Origin of the sequence: Halococcus thailandensis JCM 13552 (assembly GCF_000336715.1) — an archaeon.
Lineage (GTDB): Archaea > Halobacteriota > Halobacteria > Halobacteriales > Halococcaceae > Halococcus > Halococcus thailandensis.
In genome coordinates, this window is the sequence record NZ_AOMF01000165.1 from 96,098 (window position 1) to 123,035 (window position 26,938).

Annotated in this window: 28 protein-coding genes; 13 read left to right on the forward strand and 15 right to left on the reverse strand. The window is 65.8% G+C overall.

Annotated elements, in window-relative coordinates:
- Positions 1–159: 159 nt before the first annotated feature.
- From ftsZ to C451_RS14190, 3 genes are read right to left on the reverse strand one after another with little or no spacing between them, the layout of a single operon-like run.
- Positions 160–1,287 carry a cell division protein FtsZ gene (ftsZ, locus tag C451_RS14180; protein ID WP_007741606.1) on the reverse strand — a complete coding sequence of 376 codons (1,128 nt, stop codon included), beginning with the start codon at positions 1,285–1,287 and terminating at the stop codon, positions 160–162.
- Between the two features lie 24 nt (positions 1,288–1,311).
- Positions 1,312–2,673, reverse strand: coding sequence for a D-aminoacyl-tRNA deacylase (locus C451_RS14185; RefSeq protein WP_007741607.1), 1,362 nt, complete (start codon positions 2,671–2,673; stop codon positions 1,312–1,314).
- Entirely contained in the window at positions 2,673–4,019 is a 1,347-nt protein-coding gene (locus C451_RS14190; protein WP_007741609.1) for a sodium/calcium exchanger membrane region, read from the reverse strand. The genes C451_RS14185 and C451_RS14190 overlap by 1 nt, the downstream gene beginning before the upstream one ends.
- An 89-nt stretch (positions 4,020–4,108) precedes the next feature.
- Here C451_RS14190 and C451_RS14195 point away from each other — a divergent pair, with 89 nt between their 5' ends.
- From C451_RS14195 to C451_RS14230, 8 genes are all read left to right on the forward strand, one after another.
- Complete coding sequence (locus C451_RS14195; RefSeq protein ID WP_007741610.1) at positions 4,109–4,930, forward strand: shikimate dehydrogenase; 822 nt, start codon at positions 4,109–4,111, stop codon at positions 4,928–4,930.
- Between the two features lie 98 nt (positions 4,931–5,028).
- Positions 5,029–5,859, forward strand: a complete 831-nt coding sequence (locus tag C451_RS14200) for a helix-hairpin-helix domain-containing protein (RefSeq protein ID WP_007741612.1) — start codon at positions 5,029–5,031, stop codon at positions 5,857–5,859.
- A gap of 75 nt (positions 5,860–5,934) precedes the next feature.
- On the forward strand, positions 5,935–7,419 hold the full coding sequence (gene pabB / locus C451_RS14205; RefSeq protein ID WP_007741614.1) for an aminodeoxychorismate synthase, component I: 1,485 nt from the start codon (positions 5,935–5,937) through the stop codon (positions 7,417–7,419).
- Entirely contained in the window at positions 7,416–7,997 is a 582-nt protein-coding gene (locus tag C451_RS14210) for an anthranilate synthase component II (RefSeq protein WP_007741616.1), read from the forward strand. The genes pabB and C451_RS14210 overlap by 4 nt, the downstream gene beginning before the upstream one ends.
- Positions 7,994–8,872 (forward strand): aminotransferase class IV, encoded by an 879-nt coding sequence (locus tag C451_RS14215; RefSeq protein WP_007741617.1) that lies wholly within the window; start codon positions 7,994–7,996, stop codon positions 8,870–8,872. Before C451_RS14210 ends, C451_RS14215 begins: the two co-directional genes overlap by 4 nt.
- A gap of 48 nt (positions 8,873–8,920) precedes the next feature.
- Positions 8,921–9,721 carry an enoyl-CoA hydratase/isomerase family protein gene (locus tag C451_RS14220; RefSeq protein WP_007741620.1) on the forward strand — a complete coding sequence of 267 codons (801 nt, stop codon included), beginning with the start codon at positions 8,921–8,923 and terminating at the stop codon, positions 9,719–9,721.
- A gap of 80 nt (positions 9,722–9,801) precedes the next feature.
- Positions 9,802–10,041 carry an amphi-Trp domain-containing protein gene (locus tag C451_RS14225; protein ID WP_007741621.1) on the forward strand — a complete coding sequence of 80 codons (240 nt, stop codon included), beginning with the start codon at positions 9,802–9,804 and terminating at the stop codon, positions 10,039–10,041.
- Complete coding sequence (locus C451_RS14230; RefSeq protein ID WP_007741622.1) at positions 10,041–10,403, forward strand: hypothetical protein; 363 nt, start codon at positions 10,041–10,043, stop codon at positions 10,401–10,403. Before C451_RS14225 ends, C451_RS14230 begins: the two co-directional genes overlap by 1 nt.
- Here C451_RS14230 and C451_RS14235 read toward each other — a convergent pair.
- A complete protein-coding gene (locus tag C451_RS14235; protein ID WP_007741623.1) occupies positions 10,400–10,819 on the reverse strand; it encodes a DUF5796 family protein in 420 nt (139 codons plus the stop codon). The genes C451_RS14230 and C451_RS14235 overlap by 4 nt on opposite strands.
- A gap of 84 nt (positions 10,820–10,903) precedes the next feature.
- Between C451_RS14235 and C451_RS14240 the strand changes: the two genes are divergently transcribed.
- The 4 genes from C451_RS14240 (at position 10,904) to C451_RS14255 (ending at position 13,595) form a co-directional block, all read left to right on the forward strand.
- Positions 10,904–11,767, forward strand: coding sequence for a shikimate kinase (locus tag C451_RS14240; RefSeq protein WP_007741624.1), 864 nt, complete (start codon positions 10,904–10,906; stop codon positions 11,765–11,767).
- The gene (locus C451_RS14245; RefSeq protein ID WP_007741625.1) at positions 11,725–12,030 is read left to right on the forward strand and encodes a chorismate mutase; all 306 of its coding nucleotides are present in this window, start codon (positions 11,725–11,727) and stop codon (positions 12,028–12,030) included. Before C451_RS14240 ends, C451_RS14245 begins: the two co-directional genes overlap by 43 nt.
- A gap of 65 nt (positions 12,031–12,095) precedes the next feature.
- The gene (locus tag C451_RS14250; protein ID WP_007741628.1) at positions 12,096–12,659 is read left to right on the forward strand and encodes an NAD(P)/FAD-dependent oxidoreductase; all 564 of its coding nucleotides are present in this window, start codon (positions 12,096–12,098) and stop codon (positions 12,657–12,659) included.
- Between the two features lie 42 nt (positions 12,660–12,701).
- Positions 12,702–13,595 carry a DMT family transporter gene (locus tag C451_RS14255; RefSeq protein ID WP_007741631.1) on the forward strand — a complete coding sequence of 298 codons (894 nt, stop codon included), beginning with the start codon at positions 12,702–12,704 and terminating at the stop codon, positions 13,593–13,595.
- Between the two features lie 90 nt (positions 13,596–13,685).
- Here C451_RS14255 and C451_RS14260 read toward each other — a convergent pair whose 3' ends face one another.
- Positions 13,686–15,026 carry a cytochrome P450 gene (locus C451_RS14260; RefSeq protein ID WP_007741633.1) on the reverse strand — a complete coding sequence of 447 codons (1,341 nt, stop codon included), beginning with the start codon at positions 15,024–15,026 and terminating at the stop codon, positions 13,686–13,688.
- A gap of 116 nt (positions 15,027–15,142) precedes the next feature.
- Here C451_RS14260 and C451_RS14265 point away from each other — a divergent pair, with 116 nt between their 5' ends.
- Positions 15,143–15,850: a helix-turn-helix domain-containing protein gene (locus C451_RS14265; RefSeq protein ID WP_007741634.1), complete on the forward strand. Its 708-nt coding sequence runs from the start codon at positions 15,143–15,145 to the stop codon at positions 15,848–15,850.
- Between the two features lie 59 nt (positions 15,851–15,909).
- On the opposite strand, the gene C451_RS14270 is transcribed toward C451_RS14265, so the two are convergent.
- The 10 genes from C451_RS14270 to C451_RS14310 all read right to left on the reverse strand — a co-directional run bounded on the left by C451_RS14270 (position 15,910) and on the right by C451_RS14310 (position 26,933).
- Positions 15,910–16,515: a YqaA family protein gene (locus C451_RS14270; protein ID WP_007741635.1), complete on the reverse strand. Its 606-nt coding sequence runs from the start codon at positions 16,513–16,515 to the stop codon at positions 15,910–15,912.
- Positions 16,516–16,653: 138 nt separating this feature from the next.
- Positions 16,654–18,189 carry a DUF5305 domain-containing protein gene (locus C451_RS14275; protein ID WP_007741636.1) on the reverse strand — a complete coding sequence of 512 codons (1,536 nt, stop codon included), beginning with the start codon at positions 18,187–18,189 and terminating at the stop codon, positions 16,654–16,656.
- Between the two features lie 8 nt (positions 18,190–18,197).
- On the reverse strand, positions 18,198–19,373 hold the full coding sequence (locus C451_RS14280; RefSeq protein WP_007741640.1) for a signal peptidase I: 1,176 nt from the start codon (positions 19,371–19,373) through the stop codon (positions 18,198–18,200).
- Positions 19,373–19,501 (reverse strand): hypothetical protein, encoded by a 129-nt coding sequence (locus C451_RS24100; protein WP_275039334.1) that lies wholly within the window; start codon positions 19,499–19,501, stop codon positions 19,373–19,375. Before C451_RS24100 ends, C451_RS14280 begins: the two co-directional genes overlap by 1 nt.
- On the reverse strand, positions 19,498–20,076 hold the full coding sequence (locus C451_RS14285; protein ID WP_007741641.1) for a hypothetical protein: 579 nt from the start codon (positions 20,074–20,076) through the stop codon (positions 19,498–19,500). Before C451_RS14285 ends, C451_RS24100 begins: the two co-directional genes overlap by 4 nt.
- Entirely contained in the window at positions 20,073–20,666 is a 594-nt protein-coding gene (locus C451_RS14290; protein ID WP_007741642.1) for a DUF7344 domain-containing protein, read from the reverse strand. Before C451_RS14290 ends, C451_RS14285 begins: the two co-directional genes overlap by 4 nt.
- A gap of 434 nt (positions 20,667–21,100) precedes the next feature.
- The gene (locus C451_RS14295) at positions 21,101–22,741 is read right to left on the reverse strand and encodes a DUF7282 domain-containing protein (RefSeq protein ID WP_007741643.1); all 1,641 of its coding nucleotides are present in this window, start codon (positions 22,739–22,741) and stop codon (positions 21,101–21,103) included.
- 112 nt (positions 22,742–22,853) lie between these two features.
- Positions 22,854–24,680 (reverse strand): DUF7282 domain-containing protein, encoded by a 1,827-nt coding sequence (locus C451_RS22665; RefSeq protein ID WP_007741644.1) that lies wholly within the window; start codon positions 24,678–24,680, stop codon positions 22,854–22,856.
- Positions 24,681–24,900: 220 nt separating this feature from the next.
- Positions 24,901–26,466 carry a PH domain-containing protein gene (locus tag C451_RS14305; protein ID WP_007741647.1) on the reverse strand — a complete coding sequence of 522 codons (1,566 nt, stop codon included), beginning with the start codon at positions 26,464–26,466 and terminating at the stop codon, positions 24,901–24,903.
- Positions 26,463–26,933, reverse strand: coding sequence for a PH domain-containing protein (locus C451_RS14310; RefSeq protein ID WP_007741648.1), 471 nt, complete (start codon positions 26,931–26,933; stop codon positions 26,463–26,465). Before C451_RS14310 ends, C451_RS14305 begins: the two co-directional genes overlap by 4 nt.
- Between the last annotated feature and the right edge of the window lie 5 nt (positions 26,934–26,938).

The following is a 26,938-nucleotide window of genomic DNA, read 5'->3' on the forward strand; positions in this document are numbered from 1 at the left end:
CGATCCGGACACAGCACGGGAGAACGAGCGATCTTGCACCGAGCGATCGGCGGGGATCACGACTCTCGTCGTCGCGATGCTCGCAAGCGTCGTGAACGTCGACGGGGTCTCCATCGAAAACGAGCGGCACGGGAACCGTTCTATTGATACGGGGTCGAGCTATTCGACGTAGTCGATGTCGGAGTCGACCTGGCCGCCGGACTCGTTGGCGAGATCCGAGCGACCGTAGATCTGCGGCGAGTCGACGCCCGTGACGACGATCATCGTCTCCATCTTGCCGGAGAAGCTCTCGTCGACCGACGCGCCCCAGATGATGCGCGCGTCGGGATCGATCCGGTCGTAGAGCTCCTCGACGACGCCCTCGGCCTCCTCGATCGACATGTCCGGACCGCCGACGACGTTGACGAGCGCCGAGCTGGCACCCTTGAACTCCACGTCGAGGAGTGGCGAGCGCAGCGCCGACTGGATCGAGTCGCGCGCCTTGTTCTCCGAGTCGGATTCGCCGAGCCCGATCATCGCGACGCCGCCGTTCTCCATCACGGTGCGAACGTCGGCGAAGTCGACGTTGACGAGACCGGGCTTGGTGATGAGCTCGGTCATCCCCTTCACCGAGCGCATCAGCACGCGATCACAGATGGTGAAGGCGTCCTGGAGCGGGAGGTTCGGCGCGTATTCGAGCAGGCGGTCGTTCGGGACGACGATCACGGTGTCCGAGACCGCGCGGAGTCGTTCGAGCCCCGCATCGGCGTTCGCGCGCCGGCGCTCGCCCTCCGCGGTGAAGGGGATCGTGGCGATGGCGATGGTGAGCGCGCCGGCCTCCTGGGCGGCCTGGGCGATGACCGGTGCCGAACCGGTTCCCGTCCCACCGCCGAGGCCCGCCGTGACGAACACCATGTCCGAACCCTCGATCGTCTCGGTGATGTCGCCGATCGTCTCGCGGGCGGCCTCCTCGCCGATCTTCGGCACCGAGCCGGCACCGCGCCCGCCGGTCTTGTCACGACCCATCAGGATCTTCGTGTCGGCCTGCACCTGCTCGACGAGGTGCTGGGCGTCCGTGTTGGCCGCGACGAGCTTCGCGCCGTGGATCCCCTCCTTCGCCATCCGCGTGACGGTGTTCGAGCCGGCCCCGCCGCAGCCGATCACTGTGATCTGTGTCTTGAGGTCCTCGACGACGCCCGCGAGTTCCTCGTTGGTCATCGCTCCTGCATCGCGCTCGCCCGCTGGCCGCTCGTCCTCGTCGTGGCCGTTTTCGGCCTCGTCGATGGCGTCCTCGATGATCGAATCCATTTGTCTTCGAGTGGCGGAGGCCGCCTATTTATCTTTCCCCTTTCCGCTCGCAGCGCCGTCGAGCGGAAAGCGTCGCTCGCGCTCCTCGTGGACGGCCACCGGCTCGATGGTCCGCCCGTCGACGGTCACAGCCTCGCCGTCGGCGAGACGGCCGAACTTCGGTCCTTCGGGGACGTCGAGCGTCCGCGCCTTCGCCGGCGAGAACGCCTGTTCATGCGCGGTGACCGCTCCGTCCACCCGTTCGACCGTCTCGTACTTCTCGTCCAGGAGAGCGACGAGCGCGTCGACGATCGCTGTCCGCCCGGCGTCGTCGAGCAGCGCGCGCTCGCCGAGGCGCGTGCCCGACTGTTCGGTCTCGAACGCGAGCGCGTGGCGTTCGACGCTCTCGCGCACCGCCTCGGCGTCGATCCCCTCCGCCTCGGCGAGCAGGGCGCTCGGCAACGTCCAGCAATCGACGCTCCCGACCGGGGTCTTCGCTGCTTGCGCGCCGAACCGGAGCCCGTCGTCGACGTTCGTGAGCCGCCGCTCGGCGTCGGCCACGGTGTCGAGCGGGATTCCGGTGGTTTCGCGCAACCACGTCTCGCTCACGAGGTCGTAGCCCAGTTCCTCGATCGTGTCTTCGAGCGCGGGCCGCTCGCCCTCGACGAGCGCGCGCTCGGCACCGCTTCGCTCGAAAGCGCGGCGGATCACGGTCTCGTCGATGGCTCCCATCGCGTCGAGCGCCCAGTCCGCGCCGATGTGGCCGACGGCCCAGTCGGTCTCGCGAACGACGCGCTCGAATCGCGGGACGTAGTGGCCACCGCCGAACCCCACGATCTGGCGCTCGCGTTCGGGAGCGACCTCGCGTAGATCGAGGATGGCACGGGCGACCGCGCGTGCACCCTCGGGATCGTCCCACTCCGATTCGGCGCTTCCCAGTTCGACGAACAGCGATGGCGCACCGACGTCGGTCGGGCCGTGGTGAGTGCATTCAATACCGACGTCGTAGTTCGCGGGTGCGTAGTCGGCGAGCGCGTCGAGCACCGCCGAATGGGCGTTCGGTGCCGCTTCGGCGAATTCGCCATCCTCTCCACCGGCCTCGGCGGGACCGAAGTTGCCCGTGTGATGGGCGGTGAGGAATCGGCCGGTGTCGCCGGCGTGTTTCGAGGCGAAGACGACCAGTCGCGGGTCGGTGAACGTTTCGGCGACGTTGACGAGGTCGAGGTGGAGCGCGTCGAACTCGCGCAGTTCGATCCCCGGCGCGCGGTAGACGGTTCCGCCGCCCTCGCCGTCGGGGCGGGAATCGTCCGTATCGTGCTCCCAGTCGATGCACTCGCGGAGTCGGGCGGCGATGTTCGTCGAAGCCGTGTCGGCGCGGCTGACGACGATGGCGAGCGAGCCCGCCATCAGTCGGCACGCTCCGGCTGACTGGACCCGATCGCCTCGCGGGCGTTCGTCGCCGTGCGTCCGAGCAGTTCGCGCAGGCTCTCGCGGTGGCGGACGAACAGCGCGAGGCCGAGCACGACGTAGACGACGGTGTAGCCGTGGAGGATGAGGATCGAGACCTCGTTCGCCGCCTGTGCGCTCATCGTCCGGATGACGTAGAATTCGGCGATGACCTGCGAGGCGAAGAGGACGAGCAGCCCGATCGCCTCGCGGACGGAGATCTCGAAGTTCGAGAGGATACCGATGGCGAAGAGGCTCTGTGCGGCCGTGATCCAGATCTCGGCGACCTGTTTCTCGTCGATCGGCAGCCCGCCGATGTGGCCGGCAGCGATCGAGAAGACGATCGCGAGCGTCCCGATCAGCAGCGTCCACTGGTTGAGCTTCGAGGAGATGAGCGCGTTGAACCCGGCCGTCGAGCGCGCCTTGTTGACGAGATAGGCGACGACGATGAGCTCCGGGCTCTCGGAGGCCAGCGGCGCGAGCCACTGGATCATGAAGAACTCGGGGACGCCGTACTGAAGCCCGAGCCGTTCGAGACCCATCGCGAAAGGATGGACGGCGATGTAGATGAGCACGCCGGAGAAGGCGAACAGGAAGAGCACGACCGCGATGCGCGGAACTTTCGAATACGCCTGGAAATACGCCGGCACGCCGACGTTCTCTTCGGGTTCCTCGATGTCGCCCCGGATGACGATGGCGATGTAGAGCACGTAGAGCCCGAGGAGAACGACGGTGTCGAGAATGCCGATGGTGCCGCCGAGCGGGACGAAAAACGCGAACGCCGTCGCGGCGAGCAGGAAGGCGATTTCGAGGGCGATCCCGTGATCGAGCGTGACGACGTCAGCGAGAAATCCCGATCGATGTTCGACGGCCTCGTCGCCGAGATGCTTGGCGCGATAGACGGTGAAGAGCGCGATGCCCGCCCAGCCGATGCCGATGAGGATGCGGTTCGCGCCGGTCATGTTGGCGATGGCGAGCTGTGCCGCCCCGCTCTGGCCGGAGCCGGCCTGCCAGGCGTAGAGGGCGTCGACGGCGTACTCGGGCGCGACCGCGAGCACCGCCAGCACGGCGATGGCGAAGGCCGTCGGGACGTCTTTTTCGGCCGTCTCGGCAGCCCACGCGAGCAGGAACGACGCGCCGAGGATGGCCGCCCCGCCGGCGAGCACGGCCATCGCCGGTGTGATGTTCGCGCCCGGTGGCTCCGGGGAGAGATGGAGGCCGTGTGAGACGAACAGCCCGAGGAACGGAACGGTCAGCAAGAGCGCCGCCGCGACGGCGACGAGCGGATGACGAAAACGGTCGAACATGGTCGAACCGAGCGAGGCACGCACCTATCTCTTTTGCTGTCGGTTGCGCGGATCGGCCCGTTTATCGCCCCGGATCGTGATGGGTGTCCATGCAGGTGTTCGGACTCGTCGGCTCGCCGGTCGCGCATTCGCTGTCGCCGCCGCTACACGAGGCGGCCTACCGCGAACTGGGGATCGACGCACGGTACGTCACCTTCGAACCCGATCCCGACGATCTCGCGGCGGCCATCGACGGCGCTCGCGCGCTCGGGATCCAGGGGCTGAACGTCACGATCCCGTTCAAGCGCGACGTGCGCGACTACTGCGAGCCGGACGAACTCGCAGCACGGATCGGCGCGATCAACACGCTCGATTTCGGCGGAGAGCGAGTGACTGGCCACAACACCGACGCGATCGGCGTCACGCGCGCGTTCGCCCATCACGACGTGTCGCTCTCCGGGCGGGCGGTCGTCGTCGGCGCGGGCGGGGCGGGCCGTGCGGCGGCGTTCGCGCTCGCCGACGAGGGAACGACCGTCGCGATCACCAACCGGACCGCCGAGCGCGCCCACGAACTCGCCAGCGAGATCGACGGCGCGACGGGCCACGGCCTCGACGACCTCGACGAACTCCTCGTGGACGCCGATATCCTGGTGAACGCCACGAGCGTCGGGATGGACGAGGACGTCTCACCCGTCGACTCCGAAGCGTTGCACGGCGATCTCGCCGTTCTCGACGCGGTCTATTCGCCGATCGAGACGCGGTTGCTCCGCGAGGCCGCCGCCACGGGGGCGACGACGATCGACGGCGGATGGATGCTGCTCTATCAGGGCGTGGCGGCCTTCGAGCGCTGGACCGGGCGCACGGCCCCTGTCGAGACGATGAACGAGGTGCTTCGGGAACGGCTCGCGTCGGACGACGATGGCTCGGACTGACGACTGAAGAACTATCGAACCGTCAACGCGACCGGCATCGTCCTTTTTCGGACTTCCGTCCGACAGTATATTTAACCCCGGGGATGGTAGGAGCGGCCATGACGCTGCTCGATACCATCAAATCGCTGCTCGGTCTGGACGACGGTCGGTCGGAGGATCGCCGCGAGCGCTCGCGGACGACACCGACGACGGACTCCGAGGACGCCGTCAAGGGAACCGATACCGACGAACCGGCAGCCGCCGGCGGCGACGCCGCCGGTTCGACCGAATCGATCGTCGACGAGGACGCCGAGGGCGGTGCCGAAACCGGTGAGGTCACGGGATCGGCGTCCAGCGAGAGCGGTGACGATCTCGCCGTCGAGGGGGACGCCGACGCGGACGAGTCGGCAGCGGCCGGCGGCGACGCGGCCGCCTCGACCGGGTCGATGACCGAGGAGAGCAGTTCCGAGGGTGCCGCCGAGCCCGGCGAGGCGGTCGGCCCGACCGACGACGAGGAACTCGAAGACGAGGTGAGCGACGAGGCCGACGAAAGCGAGGTGGACGCGGGCGACGAATCCGAGGACGACGAATCGGAAGCCGTCGACGTGGGAGACGGCGACGGCACCGCCGACGAGGCCGCCGCGGCGGGCAGCGACGCGAGCGGTTCGACGGGCTCGATCACCGAGGAGACCAACGAGTCGATCTCGGCGACCGAGGACGCCGAAGCTGCCGGGCCGACCGACGCGGATCCTGATGTCGATACTGCCGACCACGACGTCGACGCGCTGAAGGGGATCGGCCCGTCCTACGCCGAGCGACTCGGCGAGGCCGGTATCGAGAGCGTCGCCGATCTCGCCGACGCCGACCCCGAAACGATCTCCGACGAGGTCGACGTCGCCGAGAGCCGGGTCGAACGCTGGAGCGAACGCGCGAAAGCCCGCCGACAGTAGCTCGTTTCGTGTGAGATGGCCACCCGGCGAACGGAACCACAACACCGTTGACCGTGCGGGTGCGTTCTCGATGCAATGGACCGGACCGTCGTCACGTCCCGTGAATCGTTCCGCGAGGCCGTCCGGGACGCGCCGGGCGCGTGTCGCGTTCCGGTCGAAGTTCGGACCACGGTTCGGGACCCGTTCATGGCCTACCGGCGTGCACGCACCGGCGAGGGCGGCGTCTTTCTGGAGACTTCGGGCGGGCAGTCGGGCTGGGGCTATTTCGGCGTCGAGCCGCGCGCGTTCCGAACTGTCGAAGCGGATGGCGAAGGTGCGTTCGACGCGATCGACGACCTGTCCGACGAGCAGTTGAACCGTGCCGGCTGTGACGTTCCCTACCCGTGCGGTGCCATCGGCTGGCTCTCGTACGACGTCGCCCGCGAGTTCGAATCGCTGCCAGCGACGACGATCGACGATCGGGCGTTCCCGCGCGCACAGATCGGGTTCTACGACCGCCTCGCCGCCTGGGAGGAGCCCCGCGGCGAGACGACGACGCTCCGCGTGACCGCCTGTCCACGCGTCGACGGTGAGGATCGAGCCGTCGAGGAGATCGACGAGATGTACGAGACGGGTCGCGAGCGCGCGCTCGCGCTGGTTCGTGCCGTCCACGACGGCGATCCGTCGGTCGAGGAAGCGACGAGAAAAGGATCGATCCGCTTCGAGAGCGACTGTTCCCGCGAGGCGTTCGCCGAGCGCGTCGCGACGGTGAGAGAACGGATCCGCGACGGCGAGACGTTCCAGGCGAACGTCTCCCAGCGCCTGTGCGCGCCCGCGACCGTCCATCCCGTCGAACTCTTCGCCGCCCTCCGGACCGTGAACCCGGCACCCTACTCCGCGCTGGTCGAGTTCCCGAACGTGGACCTCGTGAGCGCGAGCCCCGAACTCCTCTGCGAGCGCGATGGAAGGGTCGTGACGACCGAGCCGATCGCGGGCACCCGACCGCGCGGGGAGACGGATGCCGCGGACCACGAACTCGAAGACGACCTCCTCGCGGACGAGAAGGAGCGCGCCGAACATGCCATGCTCGTCGATCTCGAACGGAACGACCTCGGCAAGGTCTGCGAGTACGGCTCGGTCGCGGTGAGCGACTACCGGCGCGTCGATCGGTACTCGTCGGTGATGCATCTGGTCTCAGTCGTCGAAGGTCGCCTGCGTGAGGGGACGAGCCTCGCCGACGTGCTCGCGGCCGTCTTCCCCGGCGGGACGATCACCGGCGCGCCGAAACCGCGCACGATGGCGATCATCGACGCGGTCGAGCGCTCGCGCCGTGGGCCCTACACCGGGAGCCTCGGCATCGTCGGACTCGACGAGCGCGCGACGTTCAACATCCTCATCAGAACGCTCGTCCGGCGCGACGGGACGTACTCGCTGCGCGTCGGTGCGGGCATCGTCCACGATTCGGAGCCCGAACGCGAATACGGCGAGACGCTCACCAAGGCGGGCGGTCTCGTCGACGCGCTCTCGCGGGCGCTCGACGCCGACGTGACGATCGCGGATCGGGAGGGGGTCGAGCAGTGATACTCGTCGTCGACAACTACGACTCGTTCGTCTACAACCTCGTCCAGTACGTCGGTGTCCACGACGAGGTGTACGTCAGGCGCAACGACGCGATCACGGTCGACCAAATACGCGAGCTCGATCCCGACGGCATCGTCGTCTCGCCGGGTCCCGGCACACCGGAAGAAGCGGGCGTCTCGATGGCGGTGTTCGCCGAGCTCGACTACCCGATTCTGGGGGTCTGTCTCGGTCTCCAGGCGCTCTGTGCCGCCGCGGGCGCGCCGGTCGGCCACGCGCCGGACGTCATCCACGGTAAGCCCTCGCGTATCGGCCACGACGATCGCGGGATCTTCGCCGACCTGCCGAACCCCCTGGTCGCCGGTCGCTACCACTCGCTCGCGGTCGAGCGCGACGACCTCCCGGAAACCCTCGACGCCTGCGCTGCCACCGACGACGAACGCCGGGTCGTGATGGGTATCCGCCACACCGAGAAGCCACACGTGGGGGTGCAGTTCCATCCCGAGAGCATCCTCACCGAGAGCGGCACGGACCTCGTCCGCGCGTTCTGCGAGCGCTGCGCGAACGGAGGAAAGCCATGAAATACCACGTGAACGGCGAGATCGTCCCCGAGGACGAGGCCACGGTGAGCGTCCGCGATCGGGGCTTTCTGTACGGTGACGCCGTCTTCGAGACGATGCGCGTCTATGGGGGACAAATCTTCGAGTGGGACGCCCACGAGAACCGGCTCCACGACAGCGCCGAGCGACTGGGCTTCGCCGACGCCGTGCCCGACGACCTCCACGAGCGCGCTCGCGAGACGATTGCGGCGAACGAGTGTTCGGAAGCCTACCTCAGACTGACCGTCTCGCGGGGCGTCCAGTCGCGCGGGCTCACCCCGAATACGACCGTGGACCCGACGGTCGTCGTTCAGATCGGCGAGCTCCCCCGCGGTGGCGTCGATGGCGAATCGGTCTGGGCGGAGCCGGCGACGGTCCAGATCGTCAAGACGCGCCGCGCGCCCGACGTGGCGCTGCCCGCCGATGCGAAGACCCACAACTACCTCGGCGGCGTTCTCGCGCGCCTCGAACTCGAACGCGCGGCGACCGAGCAGTATCGCGCCGACGAGGCGCTGCTCCGGGACATGGACGGCACCCTGGTCGAGGGGACGACGAGCAACGTCTTCTTCGTCGAGGACGGGACGCTCAAGACGCCGAGCCTCGACGGCCCGATCCTCCCCGGCGTGACGCGCTCGGTCGTGCTCGATCTCGCCGCCGACGAGCGCTTTCCCGTCGAGACGGGCGAATACGTCCCGGCGGACGTCCGCAGCGCCGACGAGGCCTTCCTCACCAACTCGACGTGGGAACTGCGGCCGATCGGGCGCGCCGACGGCATCGCGGTCGGTTCGGGGCCGGTCACGGAGCTCCTGACGCGACTGTTCGACGAGTACGTCGAGCAGCGACACTACGACGATTGATCGTGTACGACCGGCAGTATCTTCATCCCGTCCGCCGATGAGGGCGACATGCACGAGGAACTCGACGCGGTGATCGTGGCATTCGACGAGGAGCAGGGCGTCGGTACGCTGACGCTAAACCGACCTGACGCGCTGAACGCGATGAACGGGCAGATGCGCGCCGACATCGAGACAGGCCTCGAACTGCTTGGCGAGCGCGATGCCGAGGCGGAGGGCGTCGCGGTGCGTGCGGTCGTGATCGAAGGAGCCGGCGAGAAGGCGTTCTGTGCCGGCGCGGACGTCACCGGATTCGCCGATGCATCGCCGGCGGCCTTCGACGCACACGGACTGCGCGCTGCGATCGGCGAGTTCTCGGCTCCAGTGGTGGCGAAGATCGACGGCTACTGTCTCGGTGGCGGGCTCGAACTCGCGCTGGCCTGCGATCTCCGCCTCGCCAGCGAGTCGAGTCGGCTCGGCTTCCCGGAGGTCGATCTCGGACTGTTGCCCGGTGCCGGCGGCGTCCAGTACGTCTCGCGGCTGGCGGGGCCCGCGTTCGCGAAGGAACTCGCCATGACCGGCGAACACATCGAGGCCGAACGCGCCGCCAGCGAGGGGATCGTCAATCACGTCTACGACGACGAGGCGTTCGCCGACGAGGCCGCAAGTTTCGTCGACACGATCGCCGACAAGCCGCCGCTCGCCGTCCGCGCGATCAAGGATTCGGGCAACGTGAGCGTCGAGGCCGGGCTCCGGGAGGGGCGGAAATACGATCGGCGGATCTTCGGGACGCTGCTCGAAACCGACGATCACGAGGAGGGCGCACGCGCGTTCGCCGACGACGAGTACGATCCAACGTTCGTCGGGAAGTAGAGGCCTGAACCACCGGTTTCAGTATCGATTACCGTCGTTTCAGGCACAACCCTTAATTGAAATCCAGCCCTATCAAGAGTATGGCAGAAAAGAACATCAGCGAGGAGAAGCTCGACCGTGCCGAGGCCGCCGAGCGCCTGCGGGCGATCGCCGACGATCTGGAGTCCGACGAGGAGTTCCACATCGATATCGACAACAAGACGATCACGCTCCATCCGCGCGATTCGCTCGGCTTCGAGGTCGGCGTGCGCGAGCGCTCGTCGATCCTCCGGGGGAGTCGTGAGTCGGTGACGATCAAGATGGACTGGAGGGCGAAGTAATGGCGATCCTCGACAGTCTCGTCATCTTCCTCGTCAGCCTGCTCCTCGGGACGATCGGCATCTACGCCGGCGTGCGCCTCGTCGCCGATCGGGACATCGGCTACGGCAACGCCGCCCTCACGGCCCTGCTCGGCGCGGCCGCGTGGGGGATCGTGAGTTTCTTCGTCGGCTTCATCCCCGTCCTCGGCGCACTGCTCGCGCTCGTCGTCTGGATCGGCGTCATCAACTGGCGCTATCCGGGCGGCTGGATCACTGCCGCCGGCATCGGCTTCGTCGCGTGGCTCGTGGTCTTCGTCGTGGTCTACGTGCTCGCGACGCTCGGGCTCATCACGCCCGACGCGCTCGGCGTGCCTGGCATCTAAACGATCTCGACACTGCGCTCGCTTCGTTCGTCCTCCTCGAAGACGAACACGCGCCCGCGAGCCGTCTCCGGGTCGGCCTCGACGGTGACGCGATGGCCCTCCGCGCGCACGCTCACGCCCGGAAAGAGCGTCGTCTCCTCGCCGTCGTCGACGAGCACGCGCCCGACGCCGGTCTCGGTGATGATCTCGTCGACGGTCGTCCGATCGTTGACGTAGACGAGCACGCCCTCGGTCTCGGTTGGATCGGTGACGAGAACGTGGACCTCCTTTGCCGGAGCGGTCGTGTGGCTCTCCTCGACTTTCGCCGGAACGCCGTGATAGAACGCCTCGCGGCCGTCGGTGTACTCGACGGCGATGCCCGCCTCCGTGAGATCGATCGACAGCGTGTCGGGCGAATGCTCGCTGTGGTAGCTCATGGGAGGACTACTGGACTCTACGGCAAAAACGGCGTGTTCCGCGCGGACCGCTATCGGTAAGGCCACTGGGGTGAACTCGCCGGCATGGACGGACGCGCGAGCGCGCCGGCGGCCGGGACAGTGATCAACGCACTCGCCACCGGCAGGGGGAGTGCGTTCGCCATCGACCGCGAGACGACTGCGACGGTCGAGCTCTCGGGCGGTGGCGACGTGGCCGGAACGATCGCCGGCGCGCCAGAGGCCGACACGCGCCTCATCGAGCGCTGCGTCGAACTCGTCGTCGAACAGTACGGCGACGGCCAGGGTGGGTGGGTCGAGACCGAGAGCGAGGTGCCGATGGCCGCCGGACTCAAGAGTTCGAGCGCCGCAGCCAACGCCACGGTGCTGGCGACCTGCGACGCGCTCGGCGTGGCCGTCGGTGAAGGCGGTGCGCTCGCGCGCGCTGACGCCGCCAGACTCGGCGTGCGCGCCGCTCGCGACGTGGGCGTCACGGTGACGGGTGCGTTCGACGACGCGAGCGCCTCGATGCTCGGCGGTGTCACCGTCACCGACAACACGACCGACGAGCTGCTCGCGCGCGGAACGGTCGATTGGGACGTCCTGGTGTGGACACCCGACGAGCGCGCGTTCAGCGCCGATGCCGACGTGGCGCGCTGCGAGCGCGTCGCGCCGGTCGTCGAGGTCGCCCTCGAAAAGGCGCTCGCGGGGGCCTACGAGCGTGCGATGACGGTCAACGGGCTGGCGTTCTGTGCGGCGCTCGACTTCCCGACCGCGCCGGCGATGGCGGCGCTCGAACACGTGGCGGGCGTCTCGCTTTCTGGCACTGGACCGAGCTACGTCGCGGTCGGCGAGCGCGATCGACTAACGAAGGTACAAGAGGCGTGGAGCGAGTACGATGGGGATACATGGCTGACGACGAGCCGGACCGACGGCGCACGGACGAGATGAGTCTCGACGAACTGCGTGAGGAGATCAAAACCATCGACCGCGAAATCGTCGAGCACATCGCCCGGCGCACCTACGTCGCCGACGCCATCGCCGAGGTCAAACGCGAACAGGGGCTGCCGACGACCGACGAGTCCCAAGAACAGCGCGTGATGGACCGGGCCGGCGAGAACGCAAAGCGCTTCGACGTCGACGACAACCTCGTGAAGGCGATGTTCCGGCTGCTGATCGAACTGAACAAGGTCGAACAGCGCGAGTCGCGGTGAAGTCGTCCCACATCGCGAGCAGCCGTCACCACTATTTATCACGGTCGCGGTCGTAGCCCGCGCCGATGACAGAGACAGATGTCGCAGTCGTCGGCGGCGGTCCCGCAGGGCTCAGCGCGGCGCTGTTCACCGCGAAGAACGACCTCGAGACGGTCGCGTTCGACACCGACGAGACATGGATGCACAAGGCCCACCTGTTCAACTACCTGGGCATCGAGAGCGAGGACGGCTCGGCGTTCGTGGACGACGCCCGCGAGCAAGTCGACGAGTTCGGCGTCGATCGCCATCAGGGCACACAGGTCACGGACGTCTCGGAAAACGGCGACGGCTTCACCGTCAGCACGGAGGACGGTGATCACGAGGCGAGCTACGTAATTCTGGCGACGGGCGCCGATCGCGACCTCGCCGACGAGATGGGCTGTGGGTTCACCGACGAGGACGTCGTCGATGTCGACGTGACGATGGAGACGACGGTCGAAAACGCCTACGCGACGGGCGCGATGGTGCGCGCCGAGGAGTGGCAGGCGGTCATCTCGGCAGGCGACGGCGCGGCCGCGGCGCTCAACATCCTCACGAAGGAGAAGGGCGAACACTTCCACGACTTCGACGTGCCGGCCGACGCCGAATAGGGCGATCACAAGCGGTAAGCACCCGCTCGCCGTCGGATCGGCGTGAGCAACGTTTTCGGTCGTATCGAACGCGCGACGCCGCCGTTCGCCGCGCTCGCGATCGCCGTCGTCGCTGTGAGCACGAGCGCGATCCTCGTCCGGTTCAGCACCGCGCCGAGCATCGTGAAGGCGTTCTATCGGGTTCTCTTCACCACCCTCCTGCTCGCGCCGTTCGCCGTCGCCCGCCACCGCGACGCGTTCTCGCGACTGACGATCCGCGACTGGCTCGTCGCCGGGGCGGGCGGGGTCGCGCTCGCCATCCACTTCGCGTCCTGGTTCGAGAGTCTCGAATTCACCAGCGTCGCCGCCTCCGTCACCATCGTCCAGTCACAGGTGTTGTTCGTCGCGATCGGCGCGTCCTGGCTGCTCGCCGAGCACGTCACCCGGCGGACGATCGCCGGCATGGCGCTCGCGCTGGTCGGCATCGCAGTGTTGTCGATCGGCGATTCGCTCACCGGCGCGGTCGCTGGCCCGGCCCCGCTCTACGGCAACGCTCTGGCGCTCGTCGGCGCGGTCTGTGCGGCGGGCTATGTGCTCGCCGGGCGCTCGCTCCGCCAACGAATCCCCCTGATCCCGTACGTCATCGTCGTCTATTCCGTCTGTGCAGTCGTCCTCCTCGCACTCGTGCTCGCCGACGGCGCGGTGCTCGCGGACTACCCCGCGAGCGAGTGGTTGCTCTTCGTCGGCATGGCGATCGGCCCGGGGATCTTCGGCCACACGGTGTTGAACTGGGCGCTCGCCCATCTCGAATCGAGCGTCGTCAGCGTCTCGCTGCTCGGCGAGCCGATCGGCAGCGCGCTGCTCGCCCTCCTCCTGCTCGGCGAGGTGCCGAGCGCCCTCACCGTCGGCGGCGGAGCGGTCATCCTCCTCGGTATCACCGTCACCGCGCGGGCCTGATCGTCGACCGCGTGGCCATCGGCTTCAGAAATCGAGGAGTCGAAAGATTCCAAGGAAGCGTGCGTGCCGGCGGTCTCAGAAACGGCCGAATCAGTTGCGACGGTGGATCCCCATCAAGATCTCCTCTTTGGGCCGGGAGGTCACCGTCGGGATCACCTCGATGTTCCGATCGGAGGCGAGTTCGAGGTGGTAATCCTGGTAGATCATCGCGAGGATGAGGCGGGCTTCGAGCATCGCGAACCGATCGCCGATACACCGGCGTGGCCCGGCCGAGAACGGGAAGTAGGCGAGATGCGGGAGCGAGCGCTGGAACTCGTCGGTCCAGCGCTCGGGCTCGAACGCCAGCGGATCGTCGTACCACCGTGAATCGCGATGCACGACCCACTGGTTCAGGAAGATGTTCGCGCCCGCAGGGATGGTGTAGTCGCCGATCTCGTCGGCCTCCGTGGCCTCGCGCACGATGCCCGGGACCGGCGGGAAGAGCCGCATCGACTCCTGAACCACCTTCTCGGTGTAGGTGAGGTCGGAGAGATCGCCCATCGTGGGGCGCTCGCCGTCGAGCACCGCATCGAGTTCGTCGACGAGTTTGCGCTCGATCGCGGGATGCTGGGCGAGGAGATAGGTGGTGTAGGTCAGCGAGACGGCCGTGGTCTCGTGGCCCGCGGCGATCAGGGTGATCGCCTCGTCGCGGATCTGCTCGTCCGAGAGGGGGTTGCCGTCGTCGTCGCGCGCCTTCAGGAGCATCGAGACGACGTCCTCGCCGGGATCGGCGCGTTTCTGTCGGATGATGTCGTCGACCACCCCATCGAGCGTTTCGCGGGCGCGCGCCATCCGCCAGCGCGACGGAAGCGGCACCGATTCGGGCAGCATGAGGTTCGAGAGGCTGCTCGTCGCGGGGAGGAAAGTGTTGATCGCCGATTCGATCTCGTCGACGTACCGATCGATATCGACGCCGAACAAGGCTTGAGAGACGATCCGGAGGGTCAGCTCCATCATCTCCTCGTGGATCGGGCGGGTCTCGCCGTCCGCCCAGCCGTCGAGCAGATCGTCGGTGAGATCGGTCATCATCCCGGCGTAGACCTCGATGCGATCCGGGTGGAACGCGGGCTGGACGAGATGGCGGTTACGCCGCCACTCCTCGCCCTCGCTGTTCAGGATGCCGTTGCCCGTGAACGGGCCGAGCACCTGCTGGAACTGCTCTCCTTTGCGATAGTTCCCGTTGTTCTGGACGAGCACGTGTTCGATGTCGTCGGGGTGGTTCAACTGATAGACGTGCCCGCCGGGGCGTTCCCAGTGGACGATGTCGCCGTACTCGTCAGCCATCCGTTCCCTGAACTCCAGGCCACCGAGAACCGAGGCCGGCATCGATCCCACCACGGGAAGGCCGGTGGGGCCGGGCGGGAATTCGACGGTCGCTGTATCGTTGCTCATCGATAGACTGTACGCCCCGAAGGCGGTTGAAGATGTATTCTCGCATGCTAGAACCATTTATATACGATGTCGGAGTCAAGAGCCAACCATTACTCTCGGGACGCCCGAATCGGGGTATGGCCTCGGAAACGCTCCGTTACGCGACACTGACGCTCACCGGGGTGGTGCGCACGCCGATGGGGCGACGGTTCGACCGTTCGCCGGCAGTCGAGATCGAATCGATCCGCTATCTCGGCCCCGTCGAGGACGGCCAGCACGTCGGGCTGTCGGAGCTCGCCGGCGATCTCGATACAGCCCGCGAGCTACTGACCGCGAGCGACGAGGTGCTCCGCTACGACATCGCGGGGACCGACGGACGGGGTATCGTCTACGGCTACTACCGAAACGTCGGCCCCATCGGGGAGCTCCTCGATCTCCTCTACCGGAACGACATCGTCCTCGACTGGCCGATCGACTACCGCGAAACGGCGAACGGTCCCCGAATGCGATTCACGGTCATCGGCACCGAGACCGGCATCCAGGAGGCCGCCGACGGGCTCCCGGACGGGATCGGCCTCGCAGTCGAACGGATCGGTCGATTCGAGACGAGCACCGAATCCACACTGTTGACCGACGAGCAAGCCGCACTGCTCGCGCTCGCGATCGACGAGGGCTACTACGAGGTGCCCCGGGAGACGACCCAGCGGGAACTCGCCGATCGTGTCGGCGTCACTGCGGGAACCATCGGCGATCGTCTGCAGCGGATCGAGCGCCGTGTGATGACCGCGTACGCGAACGATCACGCAACAGCACCCACCGGAACGGATCGCGGCGGTTCCGGTTGATCACCATCGATCGGTGGCCGTCTCACGGGAATTCGATTCTCTCACCGAGTGGTTCGGGATCAGAGGGGAGCCAGTTCTTCGGGCAGCCACCGATCCCGAAGCAGATACGCACCGACGATCACGACGGACGCGACGCCGATGATCGCGTAGAGTTCGATCTCGGTCAGCGAGCGCGCGGCCCCACCGGCGACGATCGCCAGCCCGGCTTCCAGGACGTATCGGCCGCCACGCCCGGCGATCGATGCGAGGAGATACGTTCGTGGACGCAGACCGAAGACGCCCGCGGCGATCGAGAGCAGTTCGTAGCCCTCGGGAATCGGTGCGAACGCGCCGACGAACAGGACGGCGAACCCGTACTCCCGAACGTACGCTTCGGACTGTCCGACACGTTCGCTCGAAAAGCGCGATTCGAGCACCCGCCGACCGCCCTTGCGCCCGACAGTGTAGCCGACGAGCCCCGCACTCACCGAACCGGCGGTCGCGAGAGCCGCATAGATCGGACCGAGCGCCGGACTGATGACGGTGAGCGGCACGAGCACCAGATCCGGCGGCACCGGCAACAGGAAGAACTCCAGAAACGCCACCGCGAACACGCCGAGCGGCCCCAGCGAGACGAAGAACTCGCGCGAGAGACGGATCCCATCCAACAACGCAGGCAGTGACACTACCGTTCGGTTCGCGGAGCGCCGATGAAAAGCTCCCCGACTTCGCGATGGTTGCGGCTCGCGATCGTATCGGAGGGGTAATCCGATTCGGATGTGGTCGGTGAATCCGATTGCGACGATCTCGTCGTCGACACCCGGTTACTGCTCGTCTCGTTTGTCGTCCGCACTGGATGCTGATTCCGTGCCGGACGGTTTCTCGGCCTCGTTCGACGTTTCATCGCGTTTTTCCGTTGCTTCGGAACCGTCCCGTCGCTCGTTCGATCGGCCGAATACCGACCCGATGGCGGACTGGAATCGATCCAGCATGCCCGACGGAGTGCCCGATCGTTCGTCGATAGCGGAGTCGGGGTCGGTTCGTCTCTCATCGACAGCTGGCGGGCTGGAGAGCTCAACGACCGCGGTCGGTTGTGCACCTCCGTCGCCGTTCCCATCAGCCGATTGTGCAGGTGTGCTTGCGGTCGCGTCCACACCGTCGCCCGTGCTCGCGCTCACCGGGGTTTCATCGTCGCTACGGCCGTCGAACGTGGGTTTGGACGCGTCGGTCGTCCAGTCGGGAACGAATCGATACCGAACGTCGCCGTCGAGAACGACGTACGTGCCGGTGTCGCCGTCCTCGACGATGCGTCGATCGGAGTCGATGGCGACATCGACCAACCCTTCCAACGAATCGACCGTGACCACGGTTCGGTCGTCCTCGGCGGGCACCGTTCCGGTCGTGATCCACTCGGCGAACTCGGAGCGGAGCGTCGCACGCTGTATCTCGGCACGATCGGGTTGGGAGACGTCGAACCAGTCGTTCGCTCGACCGTAGAGGAGGCCGGTCAGCGCGATCAGCGGAACGAACAGTCCGACGAGCGAGGCGAAGACCACTAGCGGCCCGTAGTCGTTTTCGACCGTCATCGGGCGTGTGACACTGAACTGCGTCGTCGCCGGTGTTTTTGGGGGATAGACGGCGTAGTATCCCTGTGAGCTGTTGATCGGCAACGTGTAGTCGAACGACCGACCCACGCGCTCCCCGGCCACGGTCCCGTTGACCCGCACCGTGACGGCGACCGACGTTCGGTCGTCTGACACGCGGGAGATCGGCCCGAGTGCCTGATCGATGGCTTGGGTCCGCTCTCGTATGTCACTGACGTCGACCGAAAACGTGGTGTTCGTCGTGCCATCCGACCCGACCCGCGCTCGATCGGTCGTGAGCGGCGTCGTGAGCTCCCACAATCGTCGTCCGGACCGATTTCGTGGCTTCGATTCATTGCCGGCAACGGGCTGGCTTCGGATCCCGGACTGGCTGCCGGTTCCGGATCTGGTCCGGACGGCGTAGTTGACGAGCGTCGCTTGCGTCGTCACCACCGCGTTTTCGACCGGTCCCACGATCCGGAACCGGAATCGGCCGTCCAACACCGGCATCGGGTTCGTGAAGTAAAAGCGCTGATCGGCACGCACCGCCCCGCGTTCGGAGATGGGCGTCTCGTTGACGACCGCTGCGCTATGATTGAAGCCACCGGTGACGCCCCACGATGCGACGTCGCGCTGTTCGACGTGCGTGCCCGGAGCGGCCGCAGTGGTATACGTCGCCCACGCGCCGCCGGCTGCAACGACGGCGAGCACGAGCACGATCACAAGGAAGTGCTCGTCGAACAGTATCTTGAGCCGTGTTCGTCGATCTGAAGCCATTCAATATATCACCTGAGAAGCCGCTTGATGCGGCGCACGATCGGATGTCGATTCGTGTGTGGCCGGATCGTTCCGCGACCGATGATCGGTACGGCGACCGCGACGAAGCCACCGAGAACCAGCGCGTCGATGACCACGACGGGGAGCCACGGATGGACGAGATACAGCCCGTGAATCCACGACTGTGGCAGGACGGCGAGATACCGATGTTCGACGACGTAGCGCGGGTAGTAGCCGGTCGTCGGTGGAACGGAGAGTTCAACCCCGACGGTCGCCCGTTCGCCGGGTTCGACGAGAACACCACCACTCGGCGTGTCGACGCCGGTGCTGGCTGGATCGACGTACGCCACGATGGGGACGACACCGTCGTTCGGAACGCTGTAATCGAGCCGCTCGGACTGTCCGGTGGGAATGATCGTCGCTTCCGGCGAGTCCTGCTCGGCGCTGACGACGCCGAACTCCTGTACTCCGCCGGCGACGGTCATCGTCACAGTCAGCGATACGACGAGGAGACATCCAAGCACGAGCGCGATCCAGGGTCTCGGAATTCGTCGCGGGAGAAATCCACCGCGTCTGCGGCTGCGACGCCGAGAACGCCGTTGCGATCCCGAGCCACGCCGCTCGGCGACGACGCTGCCCGCATAGAGCAGCCCACCCACACCGAGCAGTAGATAGGCCAGCCCACGCGTCCCGAGCAGCGACCGCATGCCCAGTTTGATCGCTAGCCACCGCTGCGCGCCCGTCATCGCGTCGCGAATGGCTGTAAGCGCTGTCCCGAGGGACGGAATCACGACCGGCCCACCACCGACCGAAACGGCCTGTCCGACGACCTGTACGGACTTGACCGGCGGTTCACCGCCCGACTGGTCGGTAAAGGGGTTGTTGTCCCCCTTCGTGAGGAACCCCTGTTCGGTCTCGCCGACCACGCGGTGGGTCGTGAGCCCGCCCGTCCCACCGTGGAGCGTCTTGGCGTTGAAGACGACGATATCACCCTTCTCGACCGATCCCGCGACCACGGATGGAAGCACGAGATAGCCGTCACCGGTCGCGATCGTCGGGGCCATGCTGTCGCTGGTGACGTAGGTCACCAACACCGGCTGTCCGATGAGCTGCCCCGCGACGATAGCCACGAGAACGAGAACGACGATCGCCTGCACCACCGTTCCGAGACGGTACCGAACCACTACATCGCCCCCGTCCGACGACCGTCGGTTCGGTCACCCCGCGTTTCGTCCTCGTTTCGACCCCGGATCGATACCGGCTGCTCGTCTCGGGAGCCGAGTCCACCGACGACAGCGCAGTTCGAACTCATCTCGAACCGCCGCCCGCCCGCTGTGGAGACGGCGGTCGCGACGGGTTCGGCGGTGACGACGACGTTCGATTCACACACGTAACGGGCATCGTCCGCTCGGCCGTGGCACGGGTGTCCGTCCCCGTGGCCTCGAACGTGATCGTCACCGTACCGCTTGACACGCCCCCACAGTCGACGGTGGCCATCAGACTCGTGCGTGCGCCGGATCCGAGGGGAAGGTCCCGCACGTGGACATCGCTCACGGTCACTCCCCCGGATGTTTTCGACACGGTGGAATCGATGGTATCGAGCTCCGCCGGGAAGTAGTTCGTCACCGTCCCGAGAACGACCGTGGACGCCGTTCGTCCCTCGTGGGGACGAGCCGTGTTCGCTCCCATTCCGTCGTTGCTCCCGTTGGTGGCCACCGTCGCCCCGGACGCCGAAACATCGAGATACGAGCTCGATTCCCCGCCAACGCCGACGAACAGCTGTCGGTTCGCCTCGACTGTGCTGAACGCGCCCACCCCCGCGGTCGAGAGCACCAGTCCACCGACGAAGAGCGCCACACCGGCGTATTTCACCGCTGTGCGACTCATGGATCCCTATCCACCTCCGGCGGGATATCTGCACGATCGACTCGCATCAAACGTGACTGGTAGGTATGGACGGCCGCGGAGAGCGTGAGCGTGAGTCCGATGAGTGCCGCCAAGCCGAGGTTCGGAATCGTCGCGAAGAAATCGCCACTGACCGCCACGAAACCGACCAGGATGCAGCTCAACACACCGATCCCGAGATAGTAGCTGCTCCACGGGATATCGCGATCGGCAACGACTTCCAGATAGAGATCGAGCGTTCGTGCCTTCTCGGTCGCTTCGACCACGCCGCGATCGGCCTCGAATTCGATGACCCCCGCCTCGGCGAGCGTCGGGAGATGGGTCTGCTGCAGCGCGGTATACGTTCGTTTGCGCTGTTCATAGGCCACCCGTTCGACGGTCGTGCCGTTCTCCCACGCGGCGATCTGCTCCGCAAGTTCGCCGAGCTCCGTCCGCCCTTCGTGTTTGAGATATCTGAGCACCCATCGGCGTCGCTGACTGCCGAGAAGCTGGAACCGTTCGTCCCGCGTCAGTTCTCTTTCATTTTCCGCCGGTGTGTCGTCAGACCTCGCCTGCACGCGTTGTTCGTTCATATGTATGGATGCGACTCGTCTTTCGGACTGTTCCCGCCACCTCTTCATTTATAGCGATTATGATTCGACGATTTTTGAGTATCGTATTAAATTTTCCGATAGTAGTATTGTATTCCCAATCGTTGCGACGCAGATGGAACACATCAAGCCCTGCTTGATTGATGTCGGGCCGAGCGTGATGGTGCATCAAGCGGGCCAATACTACGTGGGTAGCGCTGGAGGTGCTGGCTGTAGGATGGTTAAATCGGGCCGACTATCGCGTCTTCCGAGCAATATCAGGCAAAAAATACTGAACAGACTCCACGGTAAGCTGATCGACGCCGATAGTGGGTCGACGCCCGCAGGCAGATGATGAGACAACTACTATCAGGGGACAGAGATTTCAACCGTGAAGAATCCAGTACTGCCCCGAAGTCGTGCACGAAGAGTAGCGCTCAGGCATCTCCGTACGTATCCCTCGTTGCACGAACCGCGTCGGGATAGTACGCGCTCAGAACCCGTCGCAGTGTCGCGATCACCTCCTGCGAACGCTCATCGCCCTCCGCCGCAGCGTCTTCCGCCCGCTCGACGGTCTCGCGTGGGAGGCTGAGGGTCATGCTTCGATGGGTGAATCCCCCGTCAGCGTCGTCGGGTATCTCACCATCCATCGCGGTCAGATCCAGTCCGTCGATGGCGGCAAGTGCTTCGACAGCGCTTCGTCGCTCCGCCGAATCGTCCGCCGAGAGCTCGATTTCGAGCGTCCGCCACTCCGCTGGGATCCCGTACGCTCGCATATCTACCTCGTACCGGCTGACGGCCATCCGAATCCGTGCCAGTTCCTGTTGCAACGCGCTGACGTCGCTGTCGTCCGCGGAACGGGATCGTCCAGCAGCGACGACCCATCCGACGGCGAGCACCGCGACGATGCCACCGATGGCGAAGAGTCCGACGAGACTGCCGCTTCCACCACCAGCGCCGGGATCGTCACCGCTTGCTCCTGCTTCGCCACCGGATCGGTCGGTCGTTGCTCGCTGCCCAACGCCGTTTGCGCTCGTCGATTCGAGCACGGCCGTCGTTGGCGGTCGTTCGGGAGACAGCATCGTCGTTTCATTCCCGGGAGTGGCAGTGTTGTCGACCCGAACGCTCGTGACGAGAGGGACACCGCTCTCGTTCAGATACGGGGTGTCCGTCCCGTGCGATAGGTTCCGGAAGTCGAACTCCCCGTTTCTGTTCGTATCGCGATAGAGGCTTACGTACAGCTGTTGAGATTCGTTGAGCCGGTGTCGATCGAAATCACGACCCGGAATGTCGTAGAGTTCGATGGTACTGTTTCGGAACGTGCCGATCCGCACTCGCTGTGACCTGCCGATGATCGTCACCGTGGACGGCGAGGAGACGTCATAGCTGCTGTTGTGAACGACGATCCAGCTATAGGTCGGGAGCCTGACCGAATCGACGGTGATCCGGTCGTTGATCGCGGTCTGGTTTTCGATCGTGACCGATGGACTCGCCGGGCGATCGTCGAACGCGTTGCCGACGCCCGATCGTGGAAGTCGTTGGATCGTCGCGACCCCGCTGTCGGAGACGGGCGTTCCGTCGACACCGAATGCAGTATCGACGAAACCGTTCGCGCTCGCGTAATCGAAGTTCCCGTTCCCGTTGCCGTCCCGGTGCACGACGGCGGTGAGCGTCTGGTTCGCTTCGAGCAGTCGTCGAAACACGACCGTGACGTTCTCGTGTTGCCCGGCAGCGAGAGACGACGAAACCCCGACGATGCTCGTACCGGATTCGTTGCCGGTCGACCGATACGAGCGGTTGTGTATCGTCACGAAACCCGGCTCGGGGAGCGTGACCGAACGTATCCGTGCGGTCGTTCCGGTGGTGGTTTGATTGTCGAGCGTGACCGAAACGTTCGATACGGTACTGTCGTTCTGACTCCCGGTAGCGACGCCAGTACCGTTCTGCTGGAACTGTCGAATATCGCCGGTCGTGGCGTCCACATCGCCCACCGGATCGAGAGCAGGAAGCGACACGATCCCGGCGGAGAGACAGACGACGACCGCGACCAGCACGACTCGATTGTGACGTTTAAACATGGCAACTCATCAAGACATTACGCTCGGATCCAGTACATTGAGCTATGTCCAGTAGCGTATTAATTCGTCAAACTCGAACTGGGATATAATGGTTTCGATCGTTCGAACGCCGTTAACCGCTTATCGACGGCTCGACGGTCGTGTTCGTTACCGTTGACGACGAGTTCACCGTCGTGGATTCGGTGGACGATCCGGTCGTTTCCGTGTCGGATGGCCGATTGGCTGCCGCCGCGTTCGTCGTGGCAGGACCGGACGGGAGCGGTGTCTCATCGTCGGTCGTCGGTGTCGAAGTGGGTGTTGTCGTTTCGGTCGATGTCGGCGTTTCCTGCACGAGGACGACCACCCTCGCGGACTCGCTCACGGGTTCGCCGTTCGCGCCGAGAGCCGCCATATCTATCTCCTGACTGTACTGCCCGTCGCCGTCCGTGTCGTCGATGAGGACGGCCGTGAGCGTCTGCACGGAGTCGAGTTGCGGATCGACATCGATCATGACGTTCTCGGTCGTGCCTGTACCGAGTTTCGAGATACCGATCGGGGTGTCGTCGATCTCGTCGAAACTACTGGCGTTGTAGATCGCCACGAACCCACCGTTCTCGTCGTCGACCGTCGCCGCCATCACTTCGACCGACGACCCGTCCTGTGACGGCTGATTGCGGAACGTGATACTGGGCTGCTCGTCGTCCGGTGTTCCCGGCGTCTCGGTCGGCGTTGGCGTCGGGGTCGCGGTCGGTGTGGAAGTCGCCGTCGATGTTGGCGTTGGTGTCGGGGTTGCAGTCGACGTGGAAGTCGTGGTCGATGTGGGGGTTGCGGTTGGCGTCGATGTCGGGGCTGGTGACGGTTCGGACGGTGACGTCTCGGTTCCGGTCGATTCCGGAGTGAGCGTTGCTGTTTCGGTCGGATTCGACGTCTCGGTCGGAGCTGTAGCCGATTCCGACGTCACGGTCGATCTCGCAGTCCGTTCTGGAATGTCGGTTGCCGTCGCGGTCTGTTCCGAAACGGCTGTCGCCGACGCAGTCGCCGTCACCGGTTCCGTTTCGGTCGTCGACGGTGTCGAGGTGGTATCGGTCTGGTCTGCCGTTTCCGTCGCGGCCGTGTCGCTGCTGGGCGGGAGATCGACGCGGAGCGTGTAGGAACCACCCGATTCGAAGGTTCGTGTATCGGCCCCGACGAACTCCTGGAGCGGTTCGGTCTCGGGCGACCAGACCGGTCCGGGCTTGGTGTAGCTTGCGAGCGTCAGTTCGAGCGGCCCACAGCCCTCCGCAACGCTGAACGTCACGTGTGCGATCCCGTCGTCGACTGCGATCTCTCGGCTCTCGACACACCGTGCGAGCGTCCGATTCGTCGTGAGCTCGCCCTCCGAGCGGCGAGTGATCCCATCCATGGCGCTCCCGTGAGCGAAGCGGATCAGATTGCCGTTGGTGTAGGTCCCCTCGGGTCCACGGAGGTTTTCGATCGGATCACCGCGCACGAAGTCGAGCTGATAGTACGTCGCGTTCGGGTCCGAACTCTCGCTCGTACGCTCGTCACCGGACGGTTGGGTTCGATTCGCCTGCTGCAGCAACTGTTCGATTCGACTGGCTGCCGCCTGCGAGCTCGCATCGCCACCAGTCGCGACCACGACCGTCGCCACGTGGTTCTCGACACTGGCGATCTCCAGGCTGCTCGCCCTGATAGCCGCGTCATCGACGGCGTCCACGAGTGAATCGCTCAATTGTTCGCGATCGAACGCACCGCGAAACGAGATCGCGAGTCTGAGGCGATCGTTCGTCCGATCGAGAACGCTGACGTTCTCGATACTCATGGGTTTCGTCTCGCTCGACTGGCTTTCGTTGTCTCGGTGAATCCCGTTCTCGCCGTTCGTGGAGACGAACGCACCCACCCCAACGGTCGACAGAACGAGTCCACCAACCACGAGCCATATCACGACTCTGTTGTTCATTGGTTCATTGGCTATCTATTTGATTAATAAATCTATCGCTATAAAATCCTTAGATGTATTGCAAAATATATCAATTGTACGAATTTAGACTATTGAAAATTCTTAATCGAGGCTACGTGTAGTATGGAACGTTCGCGTCGGACAAGGCATACAGCGGTCGGAGATGGCTGACCTATGAATGGACCACAGCGACGTTCCGACCGGCGAAAGAGGGATTCGTTCACGCGTGGTCTTCGTCGCCACTCACTCGATCCGGCACGTCGTCGGCTGGATCGTTCGTGGTCGAAACGTCGCGGCGCAGGGCGAGACTCTCGTCGAGCCGTCGGCGGACCGTCTCGCGGAGGGTTGTCGCCTCGCCCGCGTCGAAATCGACCGCACGTGCGCCGCGATCGGTCACCGACAGCGAGCCGGCGGTGTCGATGGCGACGCTCGCGAGCGATCGCCAGCGCTGGAACGGCGTCGCGGTCTGGATCACCGTCTGGATCCGGTAGGCGGGCACGACGGCGATCGTGCGCCGCCAGAACCCGTTGCGCGTCAAGACGTGTTCCGCTCCCACGTCGTAGCCACGACTGAGCCACTTGTAGTGGGCGGCGAACGGGACAGCAACGAGACCGACGAGTGGCAAATACCAGTAGTCGAGGAGGGTGCTCCAGCCGCCGAGCGAACGACCGACGACGGCCGTCGCGACCCCGGCGCGCAGCGCGTAGAGTACGCCCGTGATGACGGCAATCACGAGCGCATAGCGGACGGCGTAGCGCCGTCGAGCGCGGCGAGGTGGACGGGAGAAGTCCGGATCGTCGAAGGCGAACCCGTCGATCGAGCGCGCGAAGGCGAGCACGCGCTCGCGCTCGGCCAGCGGGATCGCCGCCTCCGATCCGCCCGAGGGGCCCTCGCCGGGTGTGTAACCCGCGGTCTCGACGGCGAGCGAGCCGTAGCCGAGCCGGCGCATCAGGACGTTCTCCCGGATATCGATCTGCTGGATCTTGTCGATCGGGATCGAGCCGTCGTAGCGCGAGAGCAGACCGCGTTCGTAGCGGAGTTCGTCCCCGAAGCGAGTGAGGCGGAACTCGTAGTAGCGCGCGGCGGTCACGGCAGCCGTCCCGACCCAGGAGACGATCGCGAGCGCCGCCCCGCGTGGCCCGACGCCGAACGCACCGCTCTCGGCGAGCAGATCGGGGATCGAGATGCCGAGGGTGGGCACGGCGAAGAAGAGCACCGGCAGGAGCGCCCGGAGATCGGGCGCAACCAGACCCAAAATGACGAGGTTTCGGTGTGTGAGCGCGAACAGCAGTTCGCCCTGGGACTCGCTCTCGCCCTCGTCGGTTGTCGGTTCGTCGCTCGCGCCGCGCTTGCGCCGCCGGATGTCGTGCTGGAGGCGTTTGGCCTCCTCGTAGCTCACGTAGCGGAGGTCGGCTTCCGTTTCGCCGCCGCCGGCAGTCTCGATGCCGACGGCCGCGATCGAGAGCGCGCGCTGGACGATCCCCCGCGAGATATCGACGTTCTGTACCCGCCTGATCGGGATCTCGCGCTCGCGCCGCGAGAGCACGCCCGAGCCGATATCGAGCGTGTCGGCCGTGAGTTCGTACTCGAACCGGCGGTAGTAGAGCAGTTCGTAGCCCACACCGACGAGGAAGCCGCCGATCGTCGCTATCACGGTGAGGGCGAACCAGCCGGGTACTGCCGCCACCGTCGTGGTCGCCACCGTGACGGCGAAGAAGCCGAACGAGCCGAGCTGGACGCCGCGCGGCAGCGCCCGAAAGACGAGCGAGAGCGGGTGGAGTTTCACACCGCGTCCTCCGGCTCGCCCGGTTCGCTCTCGATGGCGAGCCGGCGCAGTCGTTCCCTGATGGCGTCGGCGCGCTCGGGCGCGAGCCCCGGGATGGTGACGTCGGCACCGCGCGAGCCGGCGGTGTAGACGACGACGCTCGACAGGCCAGCGAGACGCTCGATCGGCCCGCGCTGGGTGTCGACGTGCTGGACACGAACGAACGGCACCACCGACGTCACGCGGGTGAGGACGCCCCGTTCGAGCGTGACGGCGTCGTCCTCGATCGCGAACCGCCAGATCCGATAGCGGGCGAGCTCGTAGCCCGCTCCGAGAACGGCGAGCACGACGAACGCGACGGGCACGATCCAGAGGCCGCTGTCGAAGAAAAAGCGCCCGGCTGCACCCACGAGCGCGCCACCGATCAGGCCACCGACGAGCGCGCTCGCGAGCCAGACGATCCTGACGCGCGAATCGAGCCGCTCCATGCGAC

Excerpts from the sequence above, each read along its gene's own strand:
- ftsZ (WP_007741606.1), bottom strand. The coding sequence starts at position 1,287 with ATGGATTCGATCATCGAGGACGCCATCGACGAGGCCGAAAACGGCCAC.
- C451_RS14185 (WP_007741607.1), bottom strand. The coding sequence starts at position 2,673 with ATGGCGGGCTCGCTCGCCATCGTCGTCAGCCGCGCCGACACGGCTTCG.
- C451_RS14190 (WP_007741609.1), bottom strand. The coding sequence starts at position 4,019 with ATGTTCGACCGTTTTCGTCATCCGCTCGTCGCCGTCGCGGCGGCGCTC.
- C451_RS14195 (WP_007741610.1), top strand. The coding sequence starts at position 4,109 with ATGCAGGTGTTCGGACTCGTCGGCTCGCCGGTCGCGCATTCGCTGTCG.
- C451_RS14200 (WP_007741612.1), top strand. The coding sequence starts at position 5,029 with ATGACGCTGCTCGATACCATCAAATCGCTGCTCGGTCTGGACGACGGT.
- pabB (WP_007741614.1), top strand. The coding sequence starts at position 5,935 with ATGGACCGGACCGTCGTCACGTCCCGTGAATCGTTCCGCGAGGCCGTC.
- C451_RS14215 (WP_007741617.1), top strand. The coding sequence starts at position 7,994 with ATGAAATACCACGTGAACGGCGAGATCGTCCCCGAGGACGAGGCCACG.
- C451_RS14220 (WP_007741620.1), top strand. The coding sequence starts at position 8,921 with ATGCACGAGGAACTCGACGCGGTGATCGTGGCATTCGACGAGGAGCAG.
- C451_RS14225 (WP_007741621.1), top strand. The coding sequence starts at position 9,802 with ATGGCAGAAAAGAACATCAGCGAGGAGAAGCTCGACCGTGCCGAGGCC.
- C451_RS14230 (WP_007741622.1), top strand. The coding sequence starts at position 10,041 with ATGGCGATCCTCGACAGTCTCGTCATCTTCCTCGTCAGCCTGCTCCTC.
- C451_RS14235 (WP_007741623.1), bottom strand. The coding sequence starts at position 10,819 with ATGAGCTACCACAGCGAGCATTCGCCCGACACGCTGTCGATCGATCTC.
- C451_RS14240 (WP_007741624.1), top strand. The coding sequence starts at position 10,904 with ATGGACGGACGCGCGAGCGCGCCGGCGGCCGGGACAGTGATCAACGCA.
- C451_RS14245 (WP_007741625.1), top strand. The coding sequence starts at position 11,725 with ATGGCTGACGACGAGCCGGACCGACGGCGCACGGACGAGATGAGTCTC.
- C451_RS14250 (WP_007741628.1), top strand. The coding sequence starts at position 12,096 with ATGACAGAGACAGATGTCGCAGTCGTCGGCGGCGGTCCCGCAGGGCTC.
- C451_RS14260 (WP_007741633.1), bottom strand. The coding sequence starts at position 15,026 with ATGAGCAACGATACAGCGACCGTCGAATTCCCGCCCGGCCCCACCGGC.
- C451_RS14265 (WP_007741634.1), top strand. The coding sequence starts at position 15,143 with ATGGCCTCGGAAACGCTCCGTTACGCGACACTGACGCTCACCGGGGTG.
- C451_RS14275 (WP_007741636.1), bottom strand. The coding sequence starts at position 18,189 with ATGGCTTCAGATCGACGAACACGGCTCAAGATACTGTTCGACGAGCAC.
- C451_RS24100 (WP_275039334.1), bottom strand. The coding sequence starts at position 19,501 with ATGAGTTCGAACTGCGCTGTCGTCGGTGGACTCGGCTCCCGAGACGAG.
- C451_RS14285 (WP_007741641.1), bottom strand. The coding sequence starts at position 20,076 with ATGAGTCGCACAGCGGTGAAATACGCCGGTGTGGCGCTCTTCGTCGGT.
- C451_RS14290 (WP_007741642.1), bottom strand. The coding sequence starts at position 20,666 with ATGAACGAACAACGCGTGCAGGCGAGGTCTGACGACACACCGGCGGAA.
- C451_RS14295 (WP_007741643.1), bottom strand. The coding sequence starts at position 22,741 with ATGTTTAAACGTCACAATCGAGTCGTGCTGGTCGCGGTCGTCGTCTGT.
- C451_RS22665 (WP_007741644.1), bottom strand. The coding sequence starts at position 24,680 with ATGAACAACAGAGTCGTGATATGGCTCGTGGTTGGTGGACTCGTTCTG.
- C451_RS14310 (WP_007741648.1), bottom strand. The coding sequence starts at position 26,933 with ATGGAGCGGCTCGATTCGCGCGTCAGGATCGTCTGGCTCGCGAGCGCG.